We start from the raw sequence: 22,211 nt of genomic DNA, 5'->3' as shown, positions 1-22,211 counted from the left end.
CCTGGCGTTCACGGAGCGCGCGTGACACCCCGCGTCGGGTCTAGCATCAGCCCTCATGGACTTCTTCCCGATCTTCGCCGTCGCCGCACTCTTCGCCGTGCTCGGGGTGTGGCAGGCCGGCTGGCCGGCGGCTGCCGCATCGACGGGCCAGCGGTGGATGTTCCGCGACCGCGAGCCGAACTGGAGCGACGCGTACCTCGGCTACATCAGGTTCGGCGGCGTCGTGTTCTGCCTGCTGGCGATCGCGGCCACGATCTTCGGGGGCACGCTCGTCTTCCGTTCGACGCTCGCTGAGCGGTGCCAGACCGAGCTGAAGCCGGCGCTGGATGCGACCCGCAGCCAGGAGGGCTGGACTGCGTCCTCCATGCAGGCGTTCGCCGACGAGCACGAGCTGACGCTGAAGACGGACACCGAGAAGCTGGAGCTCCCCGACCTGCCCGACTTCGGCGCGGTCTACGGACTCGACACGGAGGCGCCCGCGAAGCCGACCCCGCTCGTCACGACGACGTACACGTTCTCGACGATGGGGACGGCCATCGTCGCCGGCTCGGTACAGACCGGCGGCTATGACTCGTCGGGCACCGACCTCGAAGAGGACAGCGCTGTCTGCATGCCCTGAGCGGCGCATCCGCGTCGCCGTCGGCGGCGACGAGAACGCGACTTGTTAACCTGGTGGTCAGTACAGCGTCATACGTAACTCGACCAGACATACAGAACCAGGGAACAACAGAACATGAGAATTGCGATCATCGGTGCGGGCCCGAGCGGCATGGCACAGCTTCGAGCGTTCGAGTCGGCGGCAGAGCAGGGGCGGGAGATCCCGGAGATCGTCTGCTTCGAGAAGCAGGCGGATTGGGGCGGCCAGTGGAACTACACGTGGATGACCGGCCTCGACGAGCACGGCGAGCCCGTCCACTCGAGCATGTATCGCAACCTCTGGTCGAACGGCCCGAAGGAGGCCCTCGAGTTCGCTGACTACAGCTTCGACGAGCACTTCGGCCGCCCCATCTCCTCGTACCCGCCGCGGCCGGCCCTGTGGGATTACATCTCGGGCCGCGTCGAGCGCGCAGGGGTGCGCAAGCACGTGCGCTTCAACACGGTGGTGCGCTGGGTCGACTTCGACGAGGCGACGCAGCAGTTCACGCTCGTGAGCGAGGACCTGGAGTCGAAGAAGACGAGCCGTGAGGTGTTCGACCGCATCGTCGTGGGATCCGGGCACTTCTCGTTCCCGAAGATGCCGACGTTCGAGGGCCTGGAGACGTTCCCCGGCCAGGTGAGCCACGCGCACGAGTTCCGCGGCGCGGAGAACCTGCGGGGCAAGGACGTGCTGGTCATCGGCTCGAGCTATTCGGCGGAGGACATCGGCAGCCAGGCCCACAAGATGGGTGCGACCTCGGTGACCGCGAGCTACCGGACGGCGCCGATGGGCTACGACTGGCCGCTCGGCTTCGAGGAGCGCCCGCTCGTGACGCGGTTCGACGGCTCGACCGCGCACTTCGCGGACGGCACGGAGAAGGACTTCGACGCGGTTGTCCTGTGCACGGGCTACCTGCACAAGTACCCGTTCCTCCCGAGCGAGCTGGCGCTCGACTCCCCCAACAACGTGTACCCGGAGGGCCTCTACAAGGGCGTGGTGTGGGAGCAGAACCCGCACCTCTTCTACCTGGGCGCGCAGGACCAGTGGTTCACGTTCAACATGTTCGACGCGCAGGCCTGGTTCGTGCGCGACGTGATCCTGGGCGACGTCGTGCTGCCGAGCGTGGATGCGCGCCGGGCCGACATCGAGGCGTGGCTCGAGCGCTTCCACGCGATCGGCGGGGCAGCGGATGAGATCCGCTTCCAGGCCGACTACGTGCGTGACCTCATCGAGGCCACCGACTACCCCATGTTCGACCTCGATGAGGTCGTGGAGATCTTCCTCGAGTGGAAGCACGACAAGGCGGAGGACATCATGGGGTACCGCGACCGCGCCTACCGTTCCGTGATGACGGGCACGATCGCATCCACGCACCACACGAAGTGGGTGGATGAGCTCGACGACAGCCTGGCCAGGTACCTCGCTCCGCTGCCGGCTGCGAACACGGCCGCGGACTCCGCCGGTGCGGCTGCGCTCTAGGCTGGCGGGATGAAGCTCAGCCGACATGATGCAGCGATCCGCCTCGACATCCCTCTGGAGATGGCGAAGCGGAACGGCCTGCCCCCGTACATCGCCGAGGAGGCGTTGGCGGAGCTGGACGCGAACCCGCCGGCGTGGCTGGCGCAGTCGCGGGCGAACCGCACGGGCAAGCGCCCCGTGTGGGCGACGCTGACGTGCGAGGTGTGCGGGACGGTGGAGAAGGTGCGGCCCAAGAAGTGGTGGCCGGAGTTCACGTACGTGTCGTGCGACAACCATGACCTCGACGAGTTGCCGGAGCCCGCCGCCGGAACGACCCGGGAGTTCTCGTATGGCATCGGGACCCGCTTCACGGGGGTCGTCGACGCGTAGGCGTCCCTGCTCCTCCTGTCCGACGCCCGCTCGAGGGCAGCCGGCGAGGGCATGACCTTTCTCTCGAAACCACTGCACGGCGTCCAGCGCCCGCTGTTCGGTGGCTTCGAGAGAACGCCGCCCCTCAGTCTCGCTCGCTGGACTTCCGGCTCAGGTGCTCGAGGTTCGTGTCGCGCAGCCGGCCGTCGCCGCGCGGACCCTCATCGCGGAAGGCGCGCCGTTCGAGCCTGCGGGCGACGCAGCTCGCGCATCCGCCCTGAGCCTCCCCCGCTCTCGTGAGCCAGACGCCGACCGCACTGGCGAAGTCGCCGTTCTCGTAGGCGGCGGGGATTTCCTTCCAGTCGCTGGGACGCAGGTGACCTGCCCGGTAGCCGATGCGCCCCTGCTCGAACCCGGCGCGCTCGAGCAGCGACGCGGGCGATGCCCCGTTCGGCGCCTTCTCGTGGGCTTCGAGCAGGAACCGCGCGCGGCTCTGCGCCGTCACGTTGAGCAGCAGGAACAGCATCGGCGAGAAGCCGAGCTGGTGCCAGCGCCCCGCGAACTCCTGCCAGTCGGGTTTGGTGTCCACCTGCCCCTTGCGGAACATGCCGGACAGGAACGCCATGGCGAAGGTCGGCGTGCCGTGCGAGTGGGGCGGCCAGCGCAGGACGGCGAGTAGCCACTCGCGGCGGAGCTCGTGGGGCAGCCCTCGGAACGCGGCCAGGGCGTCCTGGTCGAGTTCCGCGTCCCAGTCGCGCCTCGCGTGAATGAGGTGGATGCCACGCCGGTTGCGGGTGGTGTCGCCACCTGGGGTTGGTGTTTCGGGCATGGGTGCGCTCCTCGCGGGTACGCCACGCGTTCGGCGGATGCACGCGCGGGTTGCCCCGCTCGGCACCGGCTGGTGCGTGAACTGACTTGTCGCGCACCGGGCGGTGCCGACCCGTTCTTCCCCTGGGGCACCCCACTCAGGTGGAGGGTTGCCGTGCAGCTAGCCAGGTACTTGACGCTGCAGCTCGTGAACGTGGGATGGAGGCTAGCACGAGCGACGGACGGGCATGCGATGTCGGACGGTGACGAAATCCGGTCGTGTGTCCCGAGTCGGTCGCCCGCTGTCTCTAGACTTGCGCCGTGAATGACGCCTTCTGGACTGCCGAGCGGCTTGTGCGCGCCTTCGCTGCCGCCACGAACCTGGTGATCGCCGGGCAGCGCATCCACGTCGCTGGTGCGGGCGAGCTGGCCGGCGCGCTCCGCAGCCTGCTGCGCGCACTCGGCGGGGTCTCGAGCGAGTCCGAGCGAGCCGACTACGTCTTCCTGACCGCCGACGGGGCCAATCCGTCGGCTGCTGCAGCGGACGAGCTGCCGTTCCGCGACGGGGCGATCGTGGTCGACGCGAGCCACGACGGGGCTCTCGCAACCGCACTGGAGGCACTCGGCCTCGCAGAGCTCGCGACGCGACTGCCCTCGCGCCGCTATCGCCTCGCCGACGGCCGCGGCCTCGACGTGCTCCGGCTCGACCCCACAGCCCTGCGCCTCGACCCCGTCGCTGCGCGACTCGACTCCACTCGCCGCCGGGCCGAGGCGCTCGAACCTGGCTCCGACGCGGCCGCCCGGGACGCCGACCTGCGCCTCGACTGGGCTCGCCGGTTCATGCCAGCCTCCTCGAGGGTGGCCGCGTCGCTCGCGGCAGAGGGAGTGCTGCGGGGGCGTCGCTTCGGGGTGAGCATGGTGCTCGAGCCGAAGACGGCCGTGCTCTCGCTGCTGCTCGCCGAGGCCGGGGCGCAGGTGTCGCTCTACGCGCACAGCGACGAGACCGATGACGCCGTCGCCGATGCACTGAGGGCTCGCGGCTTCGCCGTGCACGCTGGTTCTGGTGCGGACGCCGACGGCCAGCTCGCGAACGCGCGCGCGTATCTCGCCGAGGGCCACGAGTTCCTGCTCGACGACGGCTCGCACCTCATCCGCCTCGCGGCCCACGACGGTGTCGAGCTGCTCGGTGCCGCCGAGGAGACCACGAGCGGCCTCCGCCCGCTGCACGCCATGGGCGAGGCGCTGCGCATCCCCGTCCTCGCCGTCAACGACGCCCGCGTCAAGACCCGCTTCGACAACCGGTACGGCACGGGCCAGTCGTGCGTGTTCGCGATCGCCGACCTCCTCGACCAGCTCGGCAGGGGCTTCGCGGATGCACGCGTCGCGGTGGTCGGGTTCGGCCCGGTCGGGGTGGGGGTCGCGCAGCACGCGTCCGCGCTTGGGGCTGTGGTCACGGTGTGCGAGCTCGACCCGGTGCGGGCGCTCGAGGCGCGGTACGCCGGCTACGACACGGCGCCCCTCGAGGACACGGTGGGCACCGCCGACGTCGTCGTCTCCGCGACCGGTGAGCCGCAGACGATCACCGCCACCCACCTGCGCGCGGCCGGCCCCGGCACGGCGTTTGCCGTCGCGGGCGGCGTGCTCGACGAGATCACGCTCGACGACGCGCAGTCGCGGGGTGCGCGTCTGGAATCGCGGGCGTGGAAGGTCGACGCGGTGCTCTGGCCTGGGGCCGAGCACGGCGACCGGGCGGGCGACGACGCGGCAGCGACATCCGCGTCCGGCTCCGGCTCCGCGGCCAGCTCCGTCTCCGGCGACTCCCCCGCACTGGTCCTCGATCGTGGCGGCTGCATCAACATCACCGCCGCGGAGGGCAACCCGGTGCAGATCATGGACCTCTCGTTCGCGGCGCAGCTCACGGCGGCCGGCATGCTGGCGCGCGGCGACGTGCGGGAGCCGGGCGTGCATCCGCTGCCCCCAAGCGCCGACGAGGTCATCGCGGCCGGGATGCTCGGTGCCGACGTCGGGCAGAGAAGTCCGGAACTCGCGGAGGCCGAGCCCGAGGCCGAGTTCGAAACCCGGCCCGAGCCGACGGCCCGGAACCCGCGCAAGAGCCAGACCGAGGGCCAGAGCCAGAGGCCCGCCTGGCATCCCACCAGATTCCCGAACGCATGACTGGAGCGCCCGTGCAGAACGCAGCGACGACCTCGACGAACGACGTCACGGTCTACACGGCGACGCTGGTCATTCCGATCACCGCGCCCCCGATCCTGGGCGGCGCGGTCGCGGTGCGCGGCGGCAAGATCGTGCACGTCGGCGAGCGCGCCTGGGTGACGGAGTCGCTTGCCGAGCAAGGCGTCGTGGCGCGGGAGGTGCACCACGACGGCATCCTGATGCCAGGGCTCGTCAACGCGCACTCGCACCTGCAGTACACGGGCATGGCCGCGGTCGGGCAGCGCCAGTACAACGGGTTCGAGGACTGGGCCGAGGCCTTCAACCGCGACTACGTGCTCCCTCACGACTGGTACGCCGACGCCATGGCGGGCGCGCAGAGCCTGTTGCGCGCGGGCACGACCAGCGTCGCCGATATCGTCACCGACCCGACGGCGATCCCCGTGCTGCACGAGTCGGGCCTGCACGGCATCACCTACTGGGAGGTGATGAGCTGGACCAACGAGGACTGGCAGGAGCGGGGCCGTCAGCTCATCGTGGAGGAGCTCGATCGCATCCCCACCACGCCCGGCGCCGGGCTCTCCCCGCACGCGCCGTATTCGCTCGACGCGATTCCCTTGCTCGATATCCCCGACATCGTGCGACAGCGCGGGCTGCGCACGCACCTGCACCTCGGCGAGGCCGCGTTCGAGGGTGAGCGCGATGGCAGCGGCGTCGACGGCGAGCCCTGGCAGATGGTGAAGCTCGAGAGCTTCCGGGCGATGCGCTCGGCGGGCTTCGGGATGAGCGCGACCGAGTTCGTCGACCAGCTCGGCGTGCTCGGCCCCGACTGCCACGTCGCGCACGGCGTGTACATGACGGCATCGGACCGGGCGCTGCTTCGCAAGCGGGGCACGAGCGTCGCCCTGTGCCCGCGGTCGAACGAGGTCATCGGCCTCGATGCGCCGCCGGTCGCGGAGTACCTCGTGGAGGGCAGCCCGATCGCGATCGGCACTGACTCGCTGTCGTCGAGTCCCTCGCTCGACCTCATGCACGATGTCGCGACGCTCGTCGAGGTGGCGCGCTCGCAAGGGTATCGGGGCGACGACCTGCACGAGCGGATCCTGTCGGCGGCGACGCTCGGCGGGGCGCACGCGATGGGCCTCGACCTCGGTCCCGACCGCACCGGGTACCTCGCCGTGGGCGCGCGCGCCGACCTGGCGTTCTTCGACGTGCCCGTGGTGTCGGTGGCTGACGGTATCGTCGCGCTCGCCGAGGCGGGGGCAGGCCGTGCGTCCGCGACCATGATCGGCGGCGAGCTCGTCTGGGCCGCCGACACCACTGAGCTGGAGGTTTCACGTGGCTGAGCAGGAGAACGCAGAGCAGCAGCAGGGCGAGACGCAGGCGACTGCAGCCGAAGGGGCAGTTACGCAGGGGCGTCATGATGCGGATGCGCGCGAGCCGTCCGCCATCCCCGCGCGCGCCAGGGAGCTGGGCCTCCAGCCGCACCCCGAGGGCGGCTGGTATCGCCGCACGTGGACGTCGGGCGACCGCCTGCAGACCCCGAACGGCGAGCGGCCCGCGGCCACGCTCATCCACTTCCTGCTCCCACCAGGCGAGTCGTCGGCCTGGCACCTCGTGACGAGCGACGAGATCTGGATGTGGCACGGCCCCGGCTCGCTCGAGCTGCAGCTGGGCGGCAACGGATCTGCGCCGGATGCCAGCGAGCCTGTCACGCTCGACCTCCGGCACGCGCAGGCCCTTGTCCCCGCCGGGCACTGGCAGCGCACGCTGCCGGGCAAGGACGAGGTGCTCGTGAGCTGCCTCGTCTCCCCCGGTTTCAGCTTCGACGATTTCACGCTGGTCGACGATCACGAGGCGTGAGCCTGCCTTGCCTGCAACCAGGCGTAATGGGCGCATGCCTGCGTGCGCCTTCCCTTATCTTCAGCAGTGAACGAAAGGCTTGTCATGACTCTCTCCTCCCGCATCCGCAAGGGCGCTGCCGCCGCTGGCGTCATCGCCGCGCTGTTCGCGCTTTCCGCGTGCTCCGGCACGTCCACGACTGAGCCGGCTGCCGAGGGTGACGGGCTGCAGACGCTCACGCCGGGCAAGCTGACGATCGCGACCGGCGAGCCGGCGTACTACCCGTGGGTCATCGACAACGCTCCGGAGACGGGCGAGGGCTTCGAAGCCGCCGTCGCGTTGGCGGTTGCCGAGGAGCTGGGGTACGCGCCGGAGGATGTGGAGTGGGTGCGCACGACCTTCGACAGCGCCGTCGCGCCGGGGCCGAAGGACTTCGATCTGAACCTGCAGCAGTTCACGATCTCCGAGGAGCGGAAGAACGCCGTCGACTTCTCGTCGCCGTACTACACGACGACGCAGGCGATCATCACGACCGAGGGGTCGAGCGTCGCCGGCGCTGCGTCGATCGCCGATTTCGCGGACGCCAAGGTGGGTGTCGCCGCGGCGTCGACGAGCTACTCGGTCGCGAAGGATGCCCTCGGCAAGGATCCTGAGGTCTTCAACTCGAACGAGGACACCGTGCTGGCGCTGAAGAGCGGCCAGATCGACGCACTGGTCACCGACCTGCCGACGGCGTTCTACCTCACCGGGGTGGAGCTCGAGGATGGCAAGATCATCGGCCAGTTCGACTCGACCGAGGGTGGCGACGAGTTCGGCATCGTGCTGCCGAAGGACTCGGCGCTGACGGCGCCGGTCGCGGCCGCCGTGGATGCGCTGCGTGACAACGGCAAGCTCGGCGAGCTCGAGACCGAGTGGCTCGAGACGTCGGTTGACGTTCCGACGCTGAAGTAGCTCGTGTCGCAGGTCCCTCCCCCTCCCGCCGACGTGTCGGCGAGCGCCGCGGCCGCCGAGCCGTGGTCGCCGAGTGCGATCGAGCTCGAGCGGCGCGCGTTCCGGCGACGCCAGTCGCAGCGTTCGGTGCTGGTGGCGCTCGTCTCGACGCTCGCGTTCGCGGTCATCGTCTGGGCGACGCTCATCAACACGCCTGGCTGGGCGGCGGTGTCGGAGACGTTCTTCGATCTCGACTACGCGATCGAGGTGCTGCCGACGGTGCTCGAGGGTCTGTGGTTGAACATCCGCGTGCTGGCCGTCGCCGTGGTGGGGGTCGCGATCTTCGCGACGCTGCTGGCAGTCATCCGCACGCTGCGCGGACCGGTCTTCTTCCCGTTGCGTGCCGTCGCGACGGTGTACACGGACCTGTTCCGGGGCATGCCGATCATCATCGTGCTCTACCTCGTGGGTATCGGCGTTCCGGCATTGGGCATCTTCCCTCGCGTGGATGCGGCCGTCTGGGGCACCCTCGCGCTTGTGCTCGTGTACTCGGCGTATGTCGCCGAGGTGCTGCGGGCGGGTATGGAGTCGGTGCATCCGACGCAGCGCGTGGCCGCACGTTCGCTTGGCCTCTCGCACGCTGCCACGTTGCGCCTGGTGGTGATGCCGCAGGGTGTGCGGAAGGTGACGCCGGCCCTCATGAACGACTTCATCTCCATGCAGAAGGACGTCGGTCTCATCTCGATCCTGGGTGCGGTGGATGCGGTGCGGGCAGCGCAGATCGAGACGGCGCTCACCTACAACTACACGCCGTACGTGGTCGCGGGTCTGCTGTTCGTGCTGATCAGCCTGCCGATGATCCGTCTCACGGATTGGTACACGGCTCGGGCGCAGAAGCGCGAGCAGATCGGGGGCACGGTATGAGCGACGTGTACGCGTACGACGACGAGCCTGCCGCCGCGGGCGCTGCTGCATCCGCTGGCACCACCGGTGACCTGAAGCCGGTCCTGGAGGTTCAGGGCGTGCACAAGCAGTTCGGTGACGTGCAGGTGCTGCGCGGCATCGATCTTTCCGTGCTGCCGCATCAGGTGATCGTGCTGGTGGGGTCGAGCGGTTCGGGCAAGTCGACGCTGCTGAAGACGATCAACCTGATCGAGCGGGTCGATGACGGGCAGATCTTCCTCGATGGCGAGGACATCTCCGACCCGCGCGCGAATGCGGACGCGGTGCGGAGCCGCATCGGTGTGGTGTTTCAGCATTTCAACCTGTTCCCGCACATGACGGTGCTCGACAACGTGACGCTCGCTGCCCGGAAGGTGCACAAGACGCCGCGGGCTGAGGCGGCGGCGCGGGGCACGGCCATCCTGGAGCGCGTGGGCCTGGGTGCGCATGCGACGAGTTACCCGGATCGCCTGTCTGGTGGTCAGCAGCAGCGGGTGGCGATCGCGCGGGCCATCATGACGGAGCCCAAGGTGCTGCTGCTGGATGAGATCACGAGCGCGCTCGACCCGCAGTTGGTGGGCGAGGTGCTGGATGTGGTGCTCGAGTTGAAGGAGCAGGGCGCGACGATTCTGATGGCGACGCACGAGATGAGCTTCGCGCGCCGCGTCGCCGACCAGATCGTGTTCCTCAAGGACGGCGTGCTCATCGAACGCGCCGCGCCTGAGCAGTTCTTCACCAACCCGCAGCGGCCCGAGACGGTGGAGTTCCTGTCGCGGGTGAACCTCGGGGCGTGAGGAGTAGATCGGGAAAGTCCTAGCTCTCGGTTGTCCGAAAGCTAGCTATGGCAGCGCGCAACTCGCACAGACGCAGCGGAGCTGGTCGATGGCTCGAAGACCGCGTTTGACGATGTCGCCATCGATCTCGCCTGTGACCTGGTCACGGCTCAGGACGTAGATCGGCAAAGCAGCACCGTCCCACGATCCCTTTCGGTGGGCTTCCGTCGAGGAGGTCAACGACCTGGAGTGGGGCGGATCAGACGTTCCCGCTGTCGCAGCACAGCTAGGACGCTTTCACTCATCACGGTTTCAGCCCCTGCTCCCGAGCGCCACTCGAATTGACGAGTACCCGCGTGCACCGGCAGTTTCATCGAGTGCGCCCCGATCCTCCCGCCCACAATGCCGTTGCTGCGTTGGCCCGACGTGCCCACACCCGCGCCACACTTTGCGGGAAGCGTCCGTGGGTGAAAACACATTTGAGCACGTCGCCTCCGTCACCGTCACATAAGTTGCGAAGCCATCTAGCCCTTGACGGCTCCGGCTGTCATACCTTTCGCGAGGAAGGGTTCGAGGAAGAGAAAGAGGATGACCATCGGGATTGTCGACAGAAGGCCAGTTGCCATGAGGCCGGACCAGTCGACGCTGAACTCGCCGATGAATGAAGCGATACCGACTGTGATGGTCCATCCGTCAGGGTTTGACATCAATGTGCGCGCGAACAAGAAGTCGCCCCAGGTCAGGATTGCGGCGTAGGTGAATGTTGCGGCGATGCCGGGCAGGAGCACGGGAAGGACGACGAGCCGGAGCGCTTCGAGCCTCGAGCATCCGTCGATCATGGCAGCCTGCTCGATTTCAACCGGGACCGAATCGATGAAGCCCTTCATAAGCCAAGTCGTGAATGGCACCGTCGCCGCGATATTCACGAGGATGACCGACCACAGGTTGTTGATGAGATGTGTCGTGGCGAAAACCATGAACAACGGAATAATAAGCAGGGTGCCCGGCAGCACCCGGCTCACGAGAAGACTGAACCCCATAGCCTGCTGCCCTCGCGTGCGGAATCGCGACAGGCTGTATCCGCCCAGCGTGCTCACGACGGTGGACACGACGGCGGCGCCGAGCGTCGACAGCGCGGAGTTCCCGAGCCACGTCAAGATCGGGCGGCCCGTGATGACCTCCGTATACGCGTCGAACGAGACCTCGTCCAACGCAGGGAAAAGTGGCGGGTTCTCCGTCAGGAGACTTCGAGACGGCACGAGGGACGTCATGACCATCCAGTAGATGGGAAACAGTAGGATCCCGCTCGCGACGAGAGCGATCGCAAGCAGCCCGTACTGCTGAGGGCGTGAAAGTTGACGCATGCTTCGTTCCTAACTCTGAGTGCGCAGCGAGCGCATGAAGAATGCGAGCACTGCCGTAGCGATGAGCATCGTGATGACCCCAAGGGCCGCAGCGAGCCCGAGCTGGAAGTACTGAAATGCCTCGTTGTAGATGCGTATCGCCAACGTCTGCGTGGCGTTGTTCGGCCCGCCCCCGGTCAGCGGGTAGATGAAATCGAACTCCCGGAAGATGCCGATAGCCGTGATGACGATGGAAAGCGCCGACGCAGTGCGCACGGCAGGCCAAGTGACGTAGCGAAATTGCTGCCTGGCCTTCGCACCATCGAGTTGCGCAGCCTCGTACAGCTCACCCGGCACGCTCTGCAGCGCGGCCAGCAACACGAGAGTGAAGAACGGGTAGTACTTCCAGACAGTCGGAATGATAACCGCCAGCATTGCCGAATCCGGGTCGGCCAACCAGGCAATGTTCTCCTGAATGATGCCCAGATTGCGGAGGATAGCGTTCACGATGCCGTACGACGCGTCCAGCATCCATGCGAATGCCGCGCTGACTGCGATGCCAGGCACGGCCCACGGCAGCAGCACGAGCGGCCGGAAGATCCTGCGCCCCGGGAAACTGCGATTCAACAGGAGCGCCAATGCGAGTCCGATGAGGAACGCCGGGATGAGCACTCCAAGCGTGTAGACGACGGACCGTCCGAGGTCGCCGAGCAGTTGAGGATCGGTAAGGATCTGCACGTAATTATCGAACGTCAACGGCAAGGAGCCGACCTCATCCAACGACTGCACGCGGCCGCCCCTGAACGACAGGTCGATGGCGACGTAGAACGGATACGCCATAAGCAGGCCAACCACGACCAGCGTTGGCGTCAGCGTCGAGTAAGCAAACAGTCCATCCCGTCGACGAGTCGGAGAAGCCTGCCGACCAGTCTTCGTCGCGGGTCGCGACCGCGGTTGCCGGTCAGAAGCTACGTTCACGCTCTCCCGTTCGCGTACATCAGTCACGAGCCGCTCCCGAATTCGCGCACCAACTGTTCCTGCAGGGAAGCTGCGACCTCAGGCGTGGGTGTGTCTGTGGTCGTGAGCGTGATGGCCGCCTCCGACACGATCTGACTGAGCCTTGTGAACTCTTCACGCTGCTGCGCATCCTGCGGGTAGATGCTCACAGCCTCATCCGCGAGCTCCTGGAAGAGCTCCAACTCCGGCCGGTCGGTTAGGGCTTCTTCGGTGATCGAACCAGTGCGCGGTGCAGGCACCGCCGCGAGCTCCGTGTAGCGTTCCTGCCACTCAGCGCTCGACGCGAGCTCGATGAACTCCCACGCCGCCTGCTCGGTCCGCTCATCCAAGCCCGCCGGCAAGTGGATGCTGTTGCTCACCCCGCCTGGGATGGTCTCGAATGGCGCAGCCGCCGTCTTCAGCGAACCAGCGACACTCTCTGCGGCTCCGTCGAGCTCTGCAACAAAAAAGGGCCCGTCCAACAGCATCGCGATGTTGCCGTTGAGAAACAGCTCGTTGCGCTGCTGCGTCTGGATACCCGCCGGTGCCTGCGCCAGCGCGGCCCTATACTGCTCCATTCCGGCGATAGCCTCAGGAGTGTCGACCGTAAACACGCTCCCGTTTGCGAGCGCACCCCCGTTGCCGGTGATGAACGACATCAGCTCGGTGTAGTTGTCTGGACTCTGCTGGGTTGTTGCACCGAATCCGTAGACGCCGTTGCCAGTTATCGCTTCCGCGGCGGCGACAACCTCTTCGCCCGTAGTCGGTACGGGTAGGCCGGCCTGCTCCAACAGATCCGCGTTGTAGTAGAGCGTGTAGCCATAGCCCAGGAGCAGCACTCCGTACGACTGGTCTTCCCACTCCATCTCCGTTTGCAGCGGCGTCCACGTTTCCGGGATGTCGGTGCCGTCAAGGTGCGCATCCAACGGAGCGAGCCAACCCCGGCTCGCAAACTCAGACGCGTTGCGCGCAGGCAGGTGCACAATCTCCGGTTGGTCGTTCGCGGCGAACCGAGTCGTCAACTGGTCAACGTAGCTGCCGAACGGGACCTGGTAGAAGTCGATGTCAACGTCGGAGTGTTGGGCTTCGTATTCGGTGATCACCTCGCTCCACCAAGCGCCGAATGCAGGGTCTTCGGCCTGCCAACTCGGGAACTCCAGGGTGATCGACCCCGTGGCATCCGGGGTGTCACCGGAGCCGCAGGCGGTCAGTCCGAGAACGGTGATCGCTGTGAGGGAGAGGATGCTGTTTCTTCGGGTTCGTTGCATGCTGCGACACTTCCTTGTGTGCTGAGGTGGGGATGATTGCTGAGCCAGCTATGCGCGGTGCGGGTGTTGGGTCGAAGCGCGGGGACCCAGATAGCCCATCGCTGTGCTGATGGAATCGGCAACCTCGATTGCCCGCTGGGCGATCTCCGACTCGCGAGTAGTCAGGTCAAGCGCGCTGAGGGGTCCTGAAATCGAAATCGCGGCCACAATGCCTCCTTCGGAGTTGCGGATGGGGGCGGCAACGCAGGATCGCCCCAGGGCCAACTCCTCGCGTTCCGTCGAGTAGCCGCTGCGGTGCACGGACGCGACTGCCTCATCAAGACGCTCATGGTCGACGATGGTGTGCACGGTGAACGGTTCGAGATCAGGCAGCAATGCACGGCGCTCGTCGCCGGATAGCCCTGCGAGCAAGCATTTTCCGAGAGCCGTCGAATGCAGAGGACTGCGATGCCCCATGAGTGTGAAGCTCTTCGGCGCGAGCGCACCCTCGAAATTCGAGAGGTAGTAGAGCTCCCCACCCCGACGGATGGCGACGTTCACGCCTAGCCCCAGCGACGCCGCGAGGTGCTGACCGGGTTGCCTCGCGTGCCGAAAAACGGACTGCTCGTTGAGCGCGGCACCGGCCATCGCCAGGAAGATCAACCCGAGACGATACGTGCCGGATTCCGGATCGCGCACGACGTAGTCGAGCAGCTCGAGCGAGGTCAGGAGCCGGGAAACCGTGGACTGTCCCAATCCTGTCTCCGTCACGATGTCCGCGACCCGGGAAGGCCCGCAGCGGGTTATCGCTTCTAGAACGGATGCAGCCCGCTCAAGCCCCTGATTGGCTCCATCTGCTGCCATGACTTCTCCCATCGCTAGACAACCTCGACAATAATGGATAGCGTAATCCGCACAGTGCATGACTGCAACCACTGATTGGATATATGCATGCGAATTGCGTCCGTAGAGGTCTTCGTCCTCAAGCTGCAGCACCGGGAGAACTACCTCGGGGCCTTGCAGGGTGGAGCCAGCGTGCCCGCTGGCTACCACGTTCGTGAACCGTGGCGGAGCCTGTACTCCCCACTTTTCGAGACAGTGCTCGTCAAGATCACCGCCAATGACGGCACAGCCGGATGGGGAGAAGGGCTCGCACCAGTTGGCCCGGAGATTCTGGCCATGATCATTCGGCGGCTCATTGCGCCGCAACTCATAGGCATGAGTGCCGTCGCACCACGACCAGCCTGGAACCGCACGACTTCTCTCATGCGTGAGCGAGGACACCTCGTGGGCCACCAGGCTGACGCGCTCGCAGCGATAGACATAGCCCTCTGGGACCTCGCAGCCCGTCTCCACGACGTTCCGCTCGTCGAGCTGCTCGGTGGAGCCTTCCGCGAAGAAGTTCCCGTGTACGTCTCCGGCCTCCCACGCTCAACCGACGCCGACCGCGCGCTACTCGCCCGCGAATGGCAGGACGCGGGCATGAGGTCCGTAAAACTGCACCTCGGCCTGGGTGTTGACCACGATCTGGCGACCGTCGCGGCAGTCCACGAGGCAGCGCCTCAGCTGCGGATCGCCGTCGACGCCCATTGGGCTTATTCGCCCCACGACGGCCTGCGCCTCGCGGAAGGGCTCAGCGCACTCGGCGGCTGGTTCCTCGAAGCTCCGCTTGTTCCCGAGGACGAGCAAGCCCATCGCGAGCTTGTTCGGCGCAGCCCCATCCCCATCGCCGTCGGAGAAACGCTACGCAACCGATTCGAGTTCGAACGCTGGACCGCACAGCGTGCACTCGACCTCGCGCAACCTGACGTCGGGCGCACGGGCCTCACCGAGGCTCTCAGCATCGCCGAAGTCTGCTCAGCCCGCCACTTGCCGACCGCGCCCCACCATTCAGTGGGCCTCGGCGTGCTCCTTGCCGCTGGCATCCACTTCAGCGCCGCAATCCCCGACCTTCTCGCTTTCGAATACCAGCCGACGAGCACCGAGATCGGCCAATCAATCCTGACCACCTCGCTCCTCCCGGACGGGGCGAGCTTCCGGATACCGAACGGCCCCGGCCTGGGAATCGACATCGACGAACCACACATCCGCCAACTCGCAAAGGAACACAGCTGATGCCAGCCCCCCAAGGCCTCATTCCCATTCTCGCGACGCCGTTCAATCCCGACGGCACGCTCGATCTCCCCAGCCTCCGCAGACTTACTGAGTTCTGCTTGGAAAGCGGAGTCGACGGAGTCGCTGTCAACGGCAACGCGAGCGAGGCCTTCGCGCTCACAGCATCGGAGCGGCGCTTGGTTCTCGAAGAAGTTCGCGCCGTGACTGACGGCGCCGTTCCTGTCGTAGCGGGAGTGAACGCCATGTCGACAGTTACTGCCGTCGAACAGGCGAGAGACTCCTCCGAGCAGGGCGCCGATGTACTGATGGTCCTTCCGCCGTTCATGGTGAAACCCACCCCACCGCAACTTCTCGACTTCTACGGCGAAGTCGCGAACACCTGCAGCGAGTTGGGTTCCGAGGTCATGCTGCAGGATGCTCCCGGCCCGACCGGAGTGCAGTTCCCAGTCGACACCATCGTGGAGCTGAGCCGAGTCACGGCTATCTCATCGGTGAAAGTCGAGGCACCGCCGACGGCAGAGAAGATCGACACTGTCGCCGCGAGCTGCGCTACACCCGAGTTCACCGTTCTGGGTGGGAACAACGCACAGCTCTGCCTCGAGGAATACGCTCGTGGCGCGACGGGCACCATGCCTGCGAGCGAATTCGTCGATGTCCTCAGACCTGTCCTTGATGCGTGGAACGCTGGAAATCATCTCGAAGCACGCCGCGGTTTCGCGTCCCTGCTGCCACTGATTCTCTTGGGTGTGCAACCCGGCCTCGCCTGGAGCGTGCACAAAGAAGTACTCGTGCTCCGCGGCATCATTGCTGCGGCGACCGTGAGGGCGCCCGCAAAGCCCCTGAGCGCTCGTTCGCGGGATGCACTCACAGCCGTCCTCTTGTCTCTCTCGATCCCAACTCCGGTATCGAGCCGGTGATGACCGTATGCGAGGATGCAGTCCGGCAGTCATGAACGACGCGTGGTTTCGTTTTCGCACCCCAAGCGCCGTGGCGACTTTCTCACCGTCGTGGATCTCCGCGCTCGGACGGTCGGGCTCGTAGCGGCGGACTGGTTCCACTGTCCGAACATCAACATGCGAGGGCCGATTCAAGCGAGCAAGGACCTCTCTGGTGCAGCGCGGAGTGGTAGCAGCGGCACGAAGCACCGAGAGGTCCTCACTCTCATTCCTTGCCTACAGCGAATCGTCACCCACCAACCAACTGCCTGAGCATTACAACTAGCCGTCGCGCGTAGCTTGGACCAGACTGTCTGGCGTGGCTATGGGACACGAGACAACGATTACAGTCGTCGCGGGCGTTTTTCTTCAAGATGGAAACGTGCTCGCTTGCAGACGAGGCTCGGACAAAAGTGGGGCCGGATCATGGGAGTTCCCCGGTGGCAAAGTGGAACCTGGCGAGACACACGAGGTGGCGCTTGCTCGGGAGATTTCGGAGGAACTTTCCATCCAGGTCAACGTTCTAGAACTCGTCGATCGTTCGAGGACGACGCTGCAAGATGTGACCATCGACCTCAGCTGCTATTTCGTCGAGGCTCTTGAAACTGAGCCCAGCAGCAGCACGGACCACGATCTTCTGCGCTGGGTCCCGATTAGCCAGCTCGCGGCTCTCGAATGGGCGAAACCAGATCTTCCAACTGTGGGGGCACTCATACGGAGCGTCGACTGAGCCGGAACGCCCCGTTCACCAGTCGCTTTCGACGAAACCCTCTCCCACGCGCGTGTGGACCCGAACGTTGAGCTCGCGACAGAGCTCTGAGAGGTCGTCTTCCATGCGACCTGGCATGAGGATCGCCGGTTTCACGGGGTAGCCGGCTCGCCGCGCATTGTGCGCGTAGTCGAGCGACTGCCCAATGGCCGTGCGAACGTACGAGCGAGCGGTGGATTTCTTCGCCTCGATGACTTCGCCCGCAGTGCTGTCGTAGAAGTCTGGACGGATCCGAGTGTTTCCGACTGTCAGCGACATGGACTGAACCACATGGTTCTTTGACTTCAGCCAGGTTCCGAATGCTGCCTGGAGATTGAATTCGACCCTCGATATCTCCAGTTCGCGAGGCTGCAGCTCGACAGTGAAGCCTCCCCATTCGGGCATGACCCAATCAGCGACGACGACTTGTTCAGCCTCGGGTGCGCCACTCGGCATGAGCCGCGCCACGTCCGCGTCGACCGGAGCGAGTAGGAAGATGATGCCGCGCCGGGATCCCCCCTCTACGTCCGGTATCTCCTGGTACTCGAACGCCGGGTCAGCAAGAGTGAAAGCGCCGACGTAGGTGGCATCAACTCCCCGCACTGTGAAGAGCCTGATCAGTCGACCATCTTGCACAGAGGACATGATGGCTGCGTTTCCGCGAAGAAACTGCTGATTACCGAGGGTTCCTTCACCCGTATACGCGTAAATTCCGTCGGCGCGGAGGCCTTCGTGGAGGTCGTACCCATATCGCTGCCCCTTCTTGGGGTCCGTGAAGATGAGGATATTCGGGTTTCCACGGGGAGTCGATATTCCCTGCTGTTGTTGCCCGCCCAGCATCTCGTGGATTCGGCGTCGCCGAAGGGTCTCACCGATGCGTATGGGCCAGGGGAAATCCACGTTTCTAGACTAGCGATAGCCGTGCACGAGGAAAAGCTCGCGGGTGCGTCGAGTTCAAGCCACACGCGCGTTCTCCCTCTCCGCTCAGAGCTGAGCACCCAATTCCCCAGCACCCGGGCATTTCACGACATGAACTCTGGTCGCATATGCTCGCCCGGTCTTCCTCGCTCTCCCCCATCTCTGGAGCCCCTCATCGTGCACTCCCCTCGCGCCCCTAAGTCGCGCCTGCCCCGCCACACCCTCTTGGCTGCGGCAGCGGCCCTTTCGATCGTCGCGTTCGGAGTGCTCAGTGGATGCGCGTCCGCGAGCGAGCCAGTCGCCGAGCCAGCCCCAACGGTCACCGTCACGGCGACGGCCACGCTTCCCGTCGAGACGGTGACAGTCACCGTCACAGCGACCCCTGAAGTTGTCGTCCCAGCTGAAGAATTCAGCGTTCCCGAAGCGGCGCCCGCGGCGCCGGAGCCCGCACCTGAACCCGAAACGGCGCCAGTGCCGCTCGCCGCGGAACCCGTCGAGCAGCCGTCAAACGTTTACTACAAGAACTGCACCGCGGCCCGCGACGCAGGCGCAGCACCCGTCTACTCCGGGGATCCTGGTTACGGCCCACACCTCGACCGTGACGGTGACGGCATCGGCTGCGAATAGCCAAATCGTCACCGAGCCTCGAACCAACAGCGGCTCAAGAGCAAGAGCGTTGAAACTGCAGTCGAGCAGTCGGATGCTCGAAGGACGCAATGATCTCAGCGTCTGATGCGGGGAGACCGAGCTCCACGAGGTTCGGCGGCCCCGGCACCTCAGGCTCGTCGACGAATTGGCCCGCGTCCCAGCGCTCTCGGGTAGCTTCGACAGCTCCCAAGTAAGAATCCCACTGCTCTGCCGTGGGCTCCGGGTCCGACGGCACCACCTGAATCTCGAGAGAGAACTCGGCCAGAACGTCGTCGACCGTCGGCTGCACAAGCATGCGAGTCAACACGAGACGTTGCCATTCGTTCTCGCAGGAGTCGACAACCGCGTCGAAGGCGCTCTGGGTCCGTGCATCCCATGCACGCGCGAAGAGTTCTCGAGGCAAACCGATTCGCCGCTCGACGTCCATGGGCGGGAAACGACCATGGATACCTTCGAAGCCATCCACATTCTGGTCTTGCTGCCCCCGCTCGAAGGCACGCATCTGCTCGAACGTCACGAACACGGCCGTCACCTCGCCGCTCTGCGTTCGCGAACCGATCCACTCCCCAAGGGCCTCATCAATTGGATCCCCCTTGGCTGCAGCTTCCACCATCACTCGTTCGGTGGCTGCCCTCCACTGAGCGTCAGCGTCGTCCGAGGCTTCAGATTTGTCTGTGAGCTCTGGGGCGTTCCCCGGCTCCGATTGTTCCTCTTCGCTCAATGGCGCAAAGTGCTCAGAACACCGCTCAGCGTCCGAACGCATCATGCGCTGCATCTCAGCGCGGCGTTCGATTGCGGCCTCGGCGCTCGCCGCCTGCTCGAGTTCAGGCAGACCGTTGACCGGGTTCAGCTGCAGCACCAAAGTGCGTGCCTTCTCTCGGGCGATAACTGCAGGCCATATCCCGGCGATTACCGCGGCGCTCGAAGCCGGCGACACCTCGAGCACGAAGACCAGCGCCGAATATCCGCCATCGAGAGCCACCAGTCGCGCCCGCGAGTCTGTTGCCCCGGGAACACGCTCAAACCCGGGCGCGGAATCCGCACCGAATTCGAGCATCCGCCTGACGAACGTCTCGAGGGCTTTTCGTGCCTGCGGGTCAGCTTCGATACTGCGCTGACGGTTGACATAGATCGACGTCATCAAGTTTCTCCCCCGCGCAGCGATCAGCTTCCAACCATAGAGGCGACTGGTCCTCGCGTGAGGGCGGGAAAACAAGTCAGCTACCCTGCACGCACCCCGGTGGCAGCGAGTTCCCGCTGATGGCGAAGTCGTCGCAGGTGAGGAAGTGCGCCTGGTTGAGGCCGAGCGCGTAGGCCACCACGACGATGCCGCAGACCACGGCGACGATCAACCAACGCCGACGCCGTGAGGTGCGGTCGACGAAGTCGGGCCACACGATGCGCAGCAGCACCCAGAGGGTGAAGGGCACGCACACGAGCACGACGAGGATCGCGGCGAGGTCTACGAAGGCGACACCGAGGTTGCCCGAGTCGTCGTCGACGAGGAAGTTGAGGACCAGCCACATCGTCGGCACGAGCAGCAGCCCCGCGCGCCACAGCCTGCCCCACACCCTCCGCCGTTCGAGGAGCACGAACACGAACGCGGCTGTCGATGCCGCCCAGAACCCGAGGATGTCGTCGAAGAACACCTCTCCCCACGCTCCGAGAGTGAACGCCGGCCACCAGGCGACCGCCGCCATGCCCACCATGACGACGCCGAGCGGCACGTCGCGCTGGCGCTCGTCGGCGGGCTCATCGACCTCTCTTGGGGTGCTCACCCTACGAAACGTAGCGCCGATGCCGCCGACTCGGAAGCCTCCGCGGCGACCCGCGGTCCCGGCCGAGCGCTTGTGCGTGATCTCAGCCCCGCATCCACCCATCGCCACCCAGCAATTCGCTCCGCCTTCGCGTGTAGCTTTCTCTCACCCCGTGTGAGAAGTTGAGTCCACCGGCACCCGAGATTCACCAGAATCCCCGTAGCGCTTCGTACGAAGGAGCACCAGATGTCGTTCCCCGCGCGCGCATGAGCGCCATTCTCGAGCTGCCCATCGTCAACTCACCCGCGATGTGGATCATCTACCTCGTCGCAGTTGCCCTCACGATCACGCTGCTCGTGCGGGACCCCGACCCGAAGTGGTTCGTGCGCGCCTCCATCGGCGCCGTCGCGGGAGCGCTGCTCGGCATGGGCATCTACTTCGCCGGCAACCTGCTCGACCTCTTCGGCGTGAACCTGCCCCTCATGGTGGGCGTGTGGACGACCGCCATGTTCGCGGGCGTAGGCCTCGCCATCGCCTCCTTCCCGGACGCGAAGCCGTGGCGCAAGGTCGTCGCGAGCGTCGCCATCCTCGCCTACCTCCTCGCGGGGGCAGCCGGCATCAACGCGTTCTACGGCCTCAACCCCACCCTCGGCTCCGTCTTCGGCGACGTCGAAGAAGCGCAGATCTCACTCCCGGACTCCAACCCAGACAACCGGGCCGCACCCGCTCAGCCCCTCGCGGCAACCTGGCAGGCGCCAAGCAACATGCCCTCCGTCGGCGAGCGCGGCTCGGCCCCCATCCCCGGGACCGAATCCGGCTTCGTGGCGCGAGACGCGGGCATCTACCTGCCCCCGGCTGCTCTGGTCGACAACGCCCCCGCTCTCCCCGTGGTCATCATGATGATGGGATACCCGGGAAACCCCGACGGCACCATCATCAGCGACGTGCTCGACGAGTTCGCCGCCAAGAACAACGGCCTCGCGCCGATCGTCATCATCGCCGACCAACTCGGCGCCGCCGGCGTCCAGGACCCGGCCTGCGCCGACTCCGCAATATACGGGAACGCCGAGACCTACATCACGACGGACGTCGTCAACTGGGCGAACACGAACCTCAACGTCATCAAAGACCCCAAGTACTGGACCATCGCCGGCTACTCGAACGGCGGCGGATGCGCCGCGAAATACGGCGCAAAGCACCCCGACCTCTTCAAGAACGTCATCAGCGTCTCGGGCGAGGAGTTCCCCGGTTCCGAGGGCGCGGATGCTGCGACCGCCGACATCTACGGCGGTGACACGACCGCTTTCGAAGCCTCCAAGCCCATCAACATCATGAAGGCTGCCCCCGCCGGCAGCTACTCCGGTATGACCGCGATCTTCACCGCCGGCAGCGAAGACCCCACGTTCGCCGCGGCGGCAACGGCCGTCTCGCAAGCCGCCGAGGCAGTCGGCATCGCCACAACCCTGTTCCTCGTGCAGGGCGCCGACCACGGCGGCGACGCCGTCAGCGGCGGCCTCACCGAGGGCTTCGACGTGCTCTACCCCGTGCTCGGACTCTCCACCGGCACCTGAACG

General features: G+C 66.0%; 22 protein-coding genes and 1 riboswitch. Of the genes, 14 read left to right on the top strand and 8 right to left on the bottom strand.

What is annotated here, in order from left to right:
- The first annotated feature begins 55 nt into the window (after positions 1–55).
- From C5E06_RS07895 to C5E06_RS07885, 3 genes are all read left to right on the top strand, one after another.
- Positions 56–619 (top strand): hypothetical protein, encoded by a 564-nt coding sequence (locus C5E06_RS07895; protein ID WP_104306537.1) that lies wholly within the window; start codon positions 56–58, stop codon positions 617–619.
- A 114-nt stretch (positions 620–733) separates the two neighbouring features.
- Complete coding sequence (locus tag C5E06_RS07890) at positions 734–2,116, top strand: FAD-dependent oxidoreductase (protein ID WP_104306536.1); 1,383 nt, start codon at positions 734–736, stop codon at positions 2,114–2,116.
- A 9-nt stretch (positions 2,117–2,125) separates the two neighbouring features.
- Entirely contained in the window at positions 2,126–2,485 is a 360-nt protein-coding gene (locus tag C5E06_RS07885; RefSeq protein ID WP_104241063.1) for a hypothetical protein, read from the top strand.
- A gap of 124 nt (positions 2,486–2,609) precedes the next feature.
- Here the strand turns inward: C5E06_RS07885 and C5E06_RS07880 are convergent, their stop codons facing one another.
- A complete protein-coding gene (locus C5E06_RS07880) occupies positions 2,610–3,293 on the bottom strand; it encodes a hypothetical protein (RefSeq protein WP_104306535.1) in 684 nt (227 codons plus the stop codon).
- 77 nt (positions 3,294–3,370) lie between these two features.
- A riboswitch (SAM riboswitch) is annotated at positions 3,371–3,485 on the bottom strand.
- 107 nt (positions 3,486–3,592) lie between these two features.
- Between C5E06_RS07880 and C5E06_RS07875 the strand changes: the two genes are divergently transcribed.
- The 6 genes from C5E06_RS07875 to C5E06_RS07850 all read left to right on the top strand — a co-directional run bounded on the left by C5E06_RS07875 (position 3,593) and on the right by C5E06_RS07850 (position 9,951).
- Positions 3,593–5,446, top strand: a complete 1,854-nt coding sequence (locus C5E06_RS07875; protein ID WP_104306534.1) for an adenosylhomocysteinase — start codon at positions 3,593–3,595, stop codon at positions 5,444–5,446.
- Positions 5,443–6,789 carry an amidohydrolase family protein gene (locus C5E06_RS07870; protein WP_104306533.1) on the top strand — a complete coding sequence of 449 codons (1,347 nt, stop codon included), beginning with the start codon at positions 5,443–5,445 and terminating at the stop codon, positions 6,787–6,789. Before C5E06_RS07875 ends, C5E06_RS07870 begins: the two co-directional genes overlap by 4 nt.
- A complete protein-coding gene (locus C5E06_RS07865) occupies positions 6,782–7,306 on the top strand; it encodes a cupin domain-containing protein (RefSeq protein WP_258067564.1) in 525 nt (174 codons plus the stop codon). The genes C5E06_RS07870 and C5E06_RS07865 overlap by 8 nt, the downstream gene beginning before the upstream one ends.
- A gap of 84 nt (positions 7,307–7,390) precedes the next feature.
- Positions 7,391–8,236: an ABC transporter substrate-binding protein gene (locus C5E06_RS07860; RefSeq protein WP_104306532.1), complete on the top strand. Its 846-nt coding sequence runs from the start codon at positions 7,391–7,393 to the stop codon at positions 8,234–8,236.
- Between the two features lie 3 nt (positions 8,237–8,239).
- Entirely contained in the window at positions 8,240–9,139 is a 900-nt protein-coding gene (locus tag C5E06_RS07855; protein WP_374953228.1) for an amino acid ABC transporter permease, read from the top strand.
- Positions 9,136–9,951: an amino acid ABC transporter ATP-binding protein gene (locus C5E06_RS07850; RefSeq protein ID WP_104306531.1), complete on the top strand. Its 816-nt coding sequence runs from the start codon at positions 9,136–9,138 to the stop codon at positions 9,949–9,951. Before C5E06_RS07855 ends, C5E06_RS07850 begins: the two co-directional genes overlap by 4 nt.
- Before the next feature lie 503 nt (positions 9,952–10,454).
- Here the strand turns inward: C5E06_RS07850 and C5E06_RS07845 are convergent.
- The 4 genes from C5E06_RS07845 to C5E06_RS07830 form a co-directional block, all read right to left on the bottom strand.
- On the bottom strand, positions 10,455–11,141 hold the full coding sequence (locus C5E06_RS07845; protein ID WP_181062916.1) for a carbohydrate ABC transporter permease: 687 nt from the start codon (positions 11,139–11,141) through the stop codon (positions 10,455–10,457).
- Between the two features lie 162 nt (positions 11,142–11,303).
- Positions 11,304–12,278 (bottom strand): carbohydrate ABC transporter permease, encoded by a 975-nt coding sequence (locus C5E06_RS07840; RefSeq protein ID WP_146081026.1) that lies wholly within the window; start codon positions 12,276–12,278, stop codon positions 11,304–11,306.
- The gene (locus C5E06_RS07835) at positions 12,275–13,537 is read right to left on the bottom strand and encodes an ABC transporter substrate-binding protein (RefSeq protein ID WP_104306529.1); all 1,263 of its coding nucleotides are present in this window, start codon (positions 13,535–13,537) and stop codon (positions 12,275–12,277) included. Before C5E06_RS07835 ends, C5E06_RS07840 begins: the two co-directional genes overlap by 4 nt.
- Positions 13,538–13,585: 48 nt before the next feature.
- A complete protein-coding gene (locus C5E06_RS07830) occupies positions 13,586–14,380 on the bottom strand; it encodes an IclR family transcriptional regulator (protein WP_104299197.1) in 795 nt (264 codons plus the stop codon).
- A gap of 87 nt (positions 14,381–14,467) precedes the next feature.
- Between C5E06_RS07830 and C5E06_RS07825 the strand changes: the two genes are divergently transcribed.
- The 3 genes from C5E06_RS07825 (at position 14,468) to C5E06_RS07815 (ending at position 17,296) form a co-directional block, all read left to right on the top strand.
- Positions 14,468–15,631: a mandelate racemase/muconate lactonizing enzyme family protein gene (locus tag C5E06_RS07825; protein ID WP_104306528.1), complete on the top strand. Its 1,164-nt coding sequence runs from the start codon at positions 14,468–14,470 to the stop codon at positions 15,629–15,631.
- A complete protein-coding gene (locus tag C5E06_RS07820; protein WP_104299133.1) occupies positions 15,631–16,548 on the top strand; it encodes a dihydrodipicolinate synthase family protein in 918 nt (305 codons plus the stop codon). Before C5E06_RS07825 ends, C5E06_RS07820 begins: the two co-directional genes overlap by 1 nt.
- 343 nt (positions 16,549–16,891) lie before the next feature.
- Positions 16,892–17,296, top strand: a complete 405-nt coding sequence (locus C5E06_RS07815; protein ID WP_104306527.1) for a (deoxy)nucleoside triphosphate pyrophosphohydrolase — start codon at positions 16,892–16,894, stop codon at positions 17,294–17,296.
- A 15-nt stretch (positions 17,297–17,311) separates the two neighbouring features.
- Here C5E06_RS07815 and C5E06_RS07810 read toward each other — a convergent pair whose 3' ends face one another.
- Positions 17,312–18,214 (bottom strand): hypothetical protein, encoded by a 903-nt coding sequence (locus tag C5E06_RS07810; protein ID WP_146081027.1) that lies wholly within the window; start codon positions 18,212–18,214, stop codon positions 17,312–17,314.
- A 195-nt stretch (positions 18,215–18,409) separates the two neighbouring features.
- On the opposite strand from C5E06_RS07810, the gene C5E06_RS19600 reads away from it, so the two are divergent.
- Positions 18,410–18,859, top strand: a complete 450-nt coding sequence (locus C5E06_RS19600; protein ID WP_258067563.1) for an excalibur calcium-binding domain-containing protein — start codon at positions 18,410–18,412, stop codon at positions 18,857–18,859.
- Between the two features lie 34 nt (positions 18,860–18,893).
- Here C5E06_RS19600 and C5E06_RS07800 read toward each other — a convergent pair whose 3' ends face one another.
- Both C5E06_RS07800 and C5E06_RS07795 read right to left on the bottom strand, forming a co-directional pair.
- Positions 18,894–20,021 carry a hypothetical protein gene (locus tag C5E06_RS07800; protein WP_104306524.1) on the bottom strand — a complete coding sequence of 376 codons (1,128 nt, stop codon included), beginning with the start codon at positions 20,019–20,021 and terminating at the stop codon, positions 18,894–18,896.
- Positions 20,022–20,097: 76 nt separating this feature from the next.
- Positions 20,098–20,658 carry a hypothetical protein gene (locus tag C5E06_RS07795; protein ID WP_258067562.1) on the bottom strand — a complete coding sequence of 187 codons (561 nt, stop codon included), beginning with the start codon at positions 20,656–20,658 and terminating at the stop codon, positions 20,098–20,100.
- A 245-nt stretch (positions 20,659–20,903) separates the two neighbouring features.
- Here C5E06_RS07795 and C5E06_RS07790 point away from each other — a divergent pair, with 245 nt between their 5' ends.
- The gene (locus tag C5E06_RS07790; RefSeq protein ID WP_104306523.1) at positions 20,904–22,208 is read left to right on the top strand and encodes an esterase family protein; all 1,305 of its coding nucleotides are present in this window, start codon (positions 20,904–20,906) and stop codon (positions 22,206–22,208) included.
- Positions 22,209–22,211 lie beyond the last annotated feature (3 nt).

It is taken from the genome of Pseudoclavibacter sp. RFBI5 (assembly GCF_002931395.1).
GTDB lineage: Bacteria > Actinomycetota > Actinomycetes > Actinomycetales > Microbacteriaceae > Pseudoclavibacter.
This window is presented reverse-complemented; position numbering and strand designations above follow the sequence as displayed.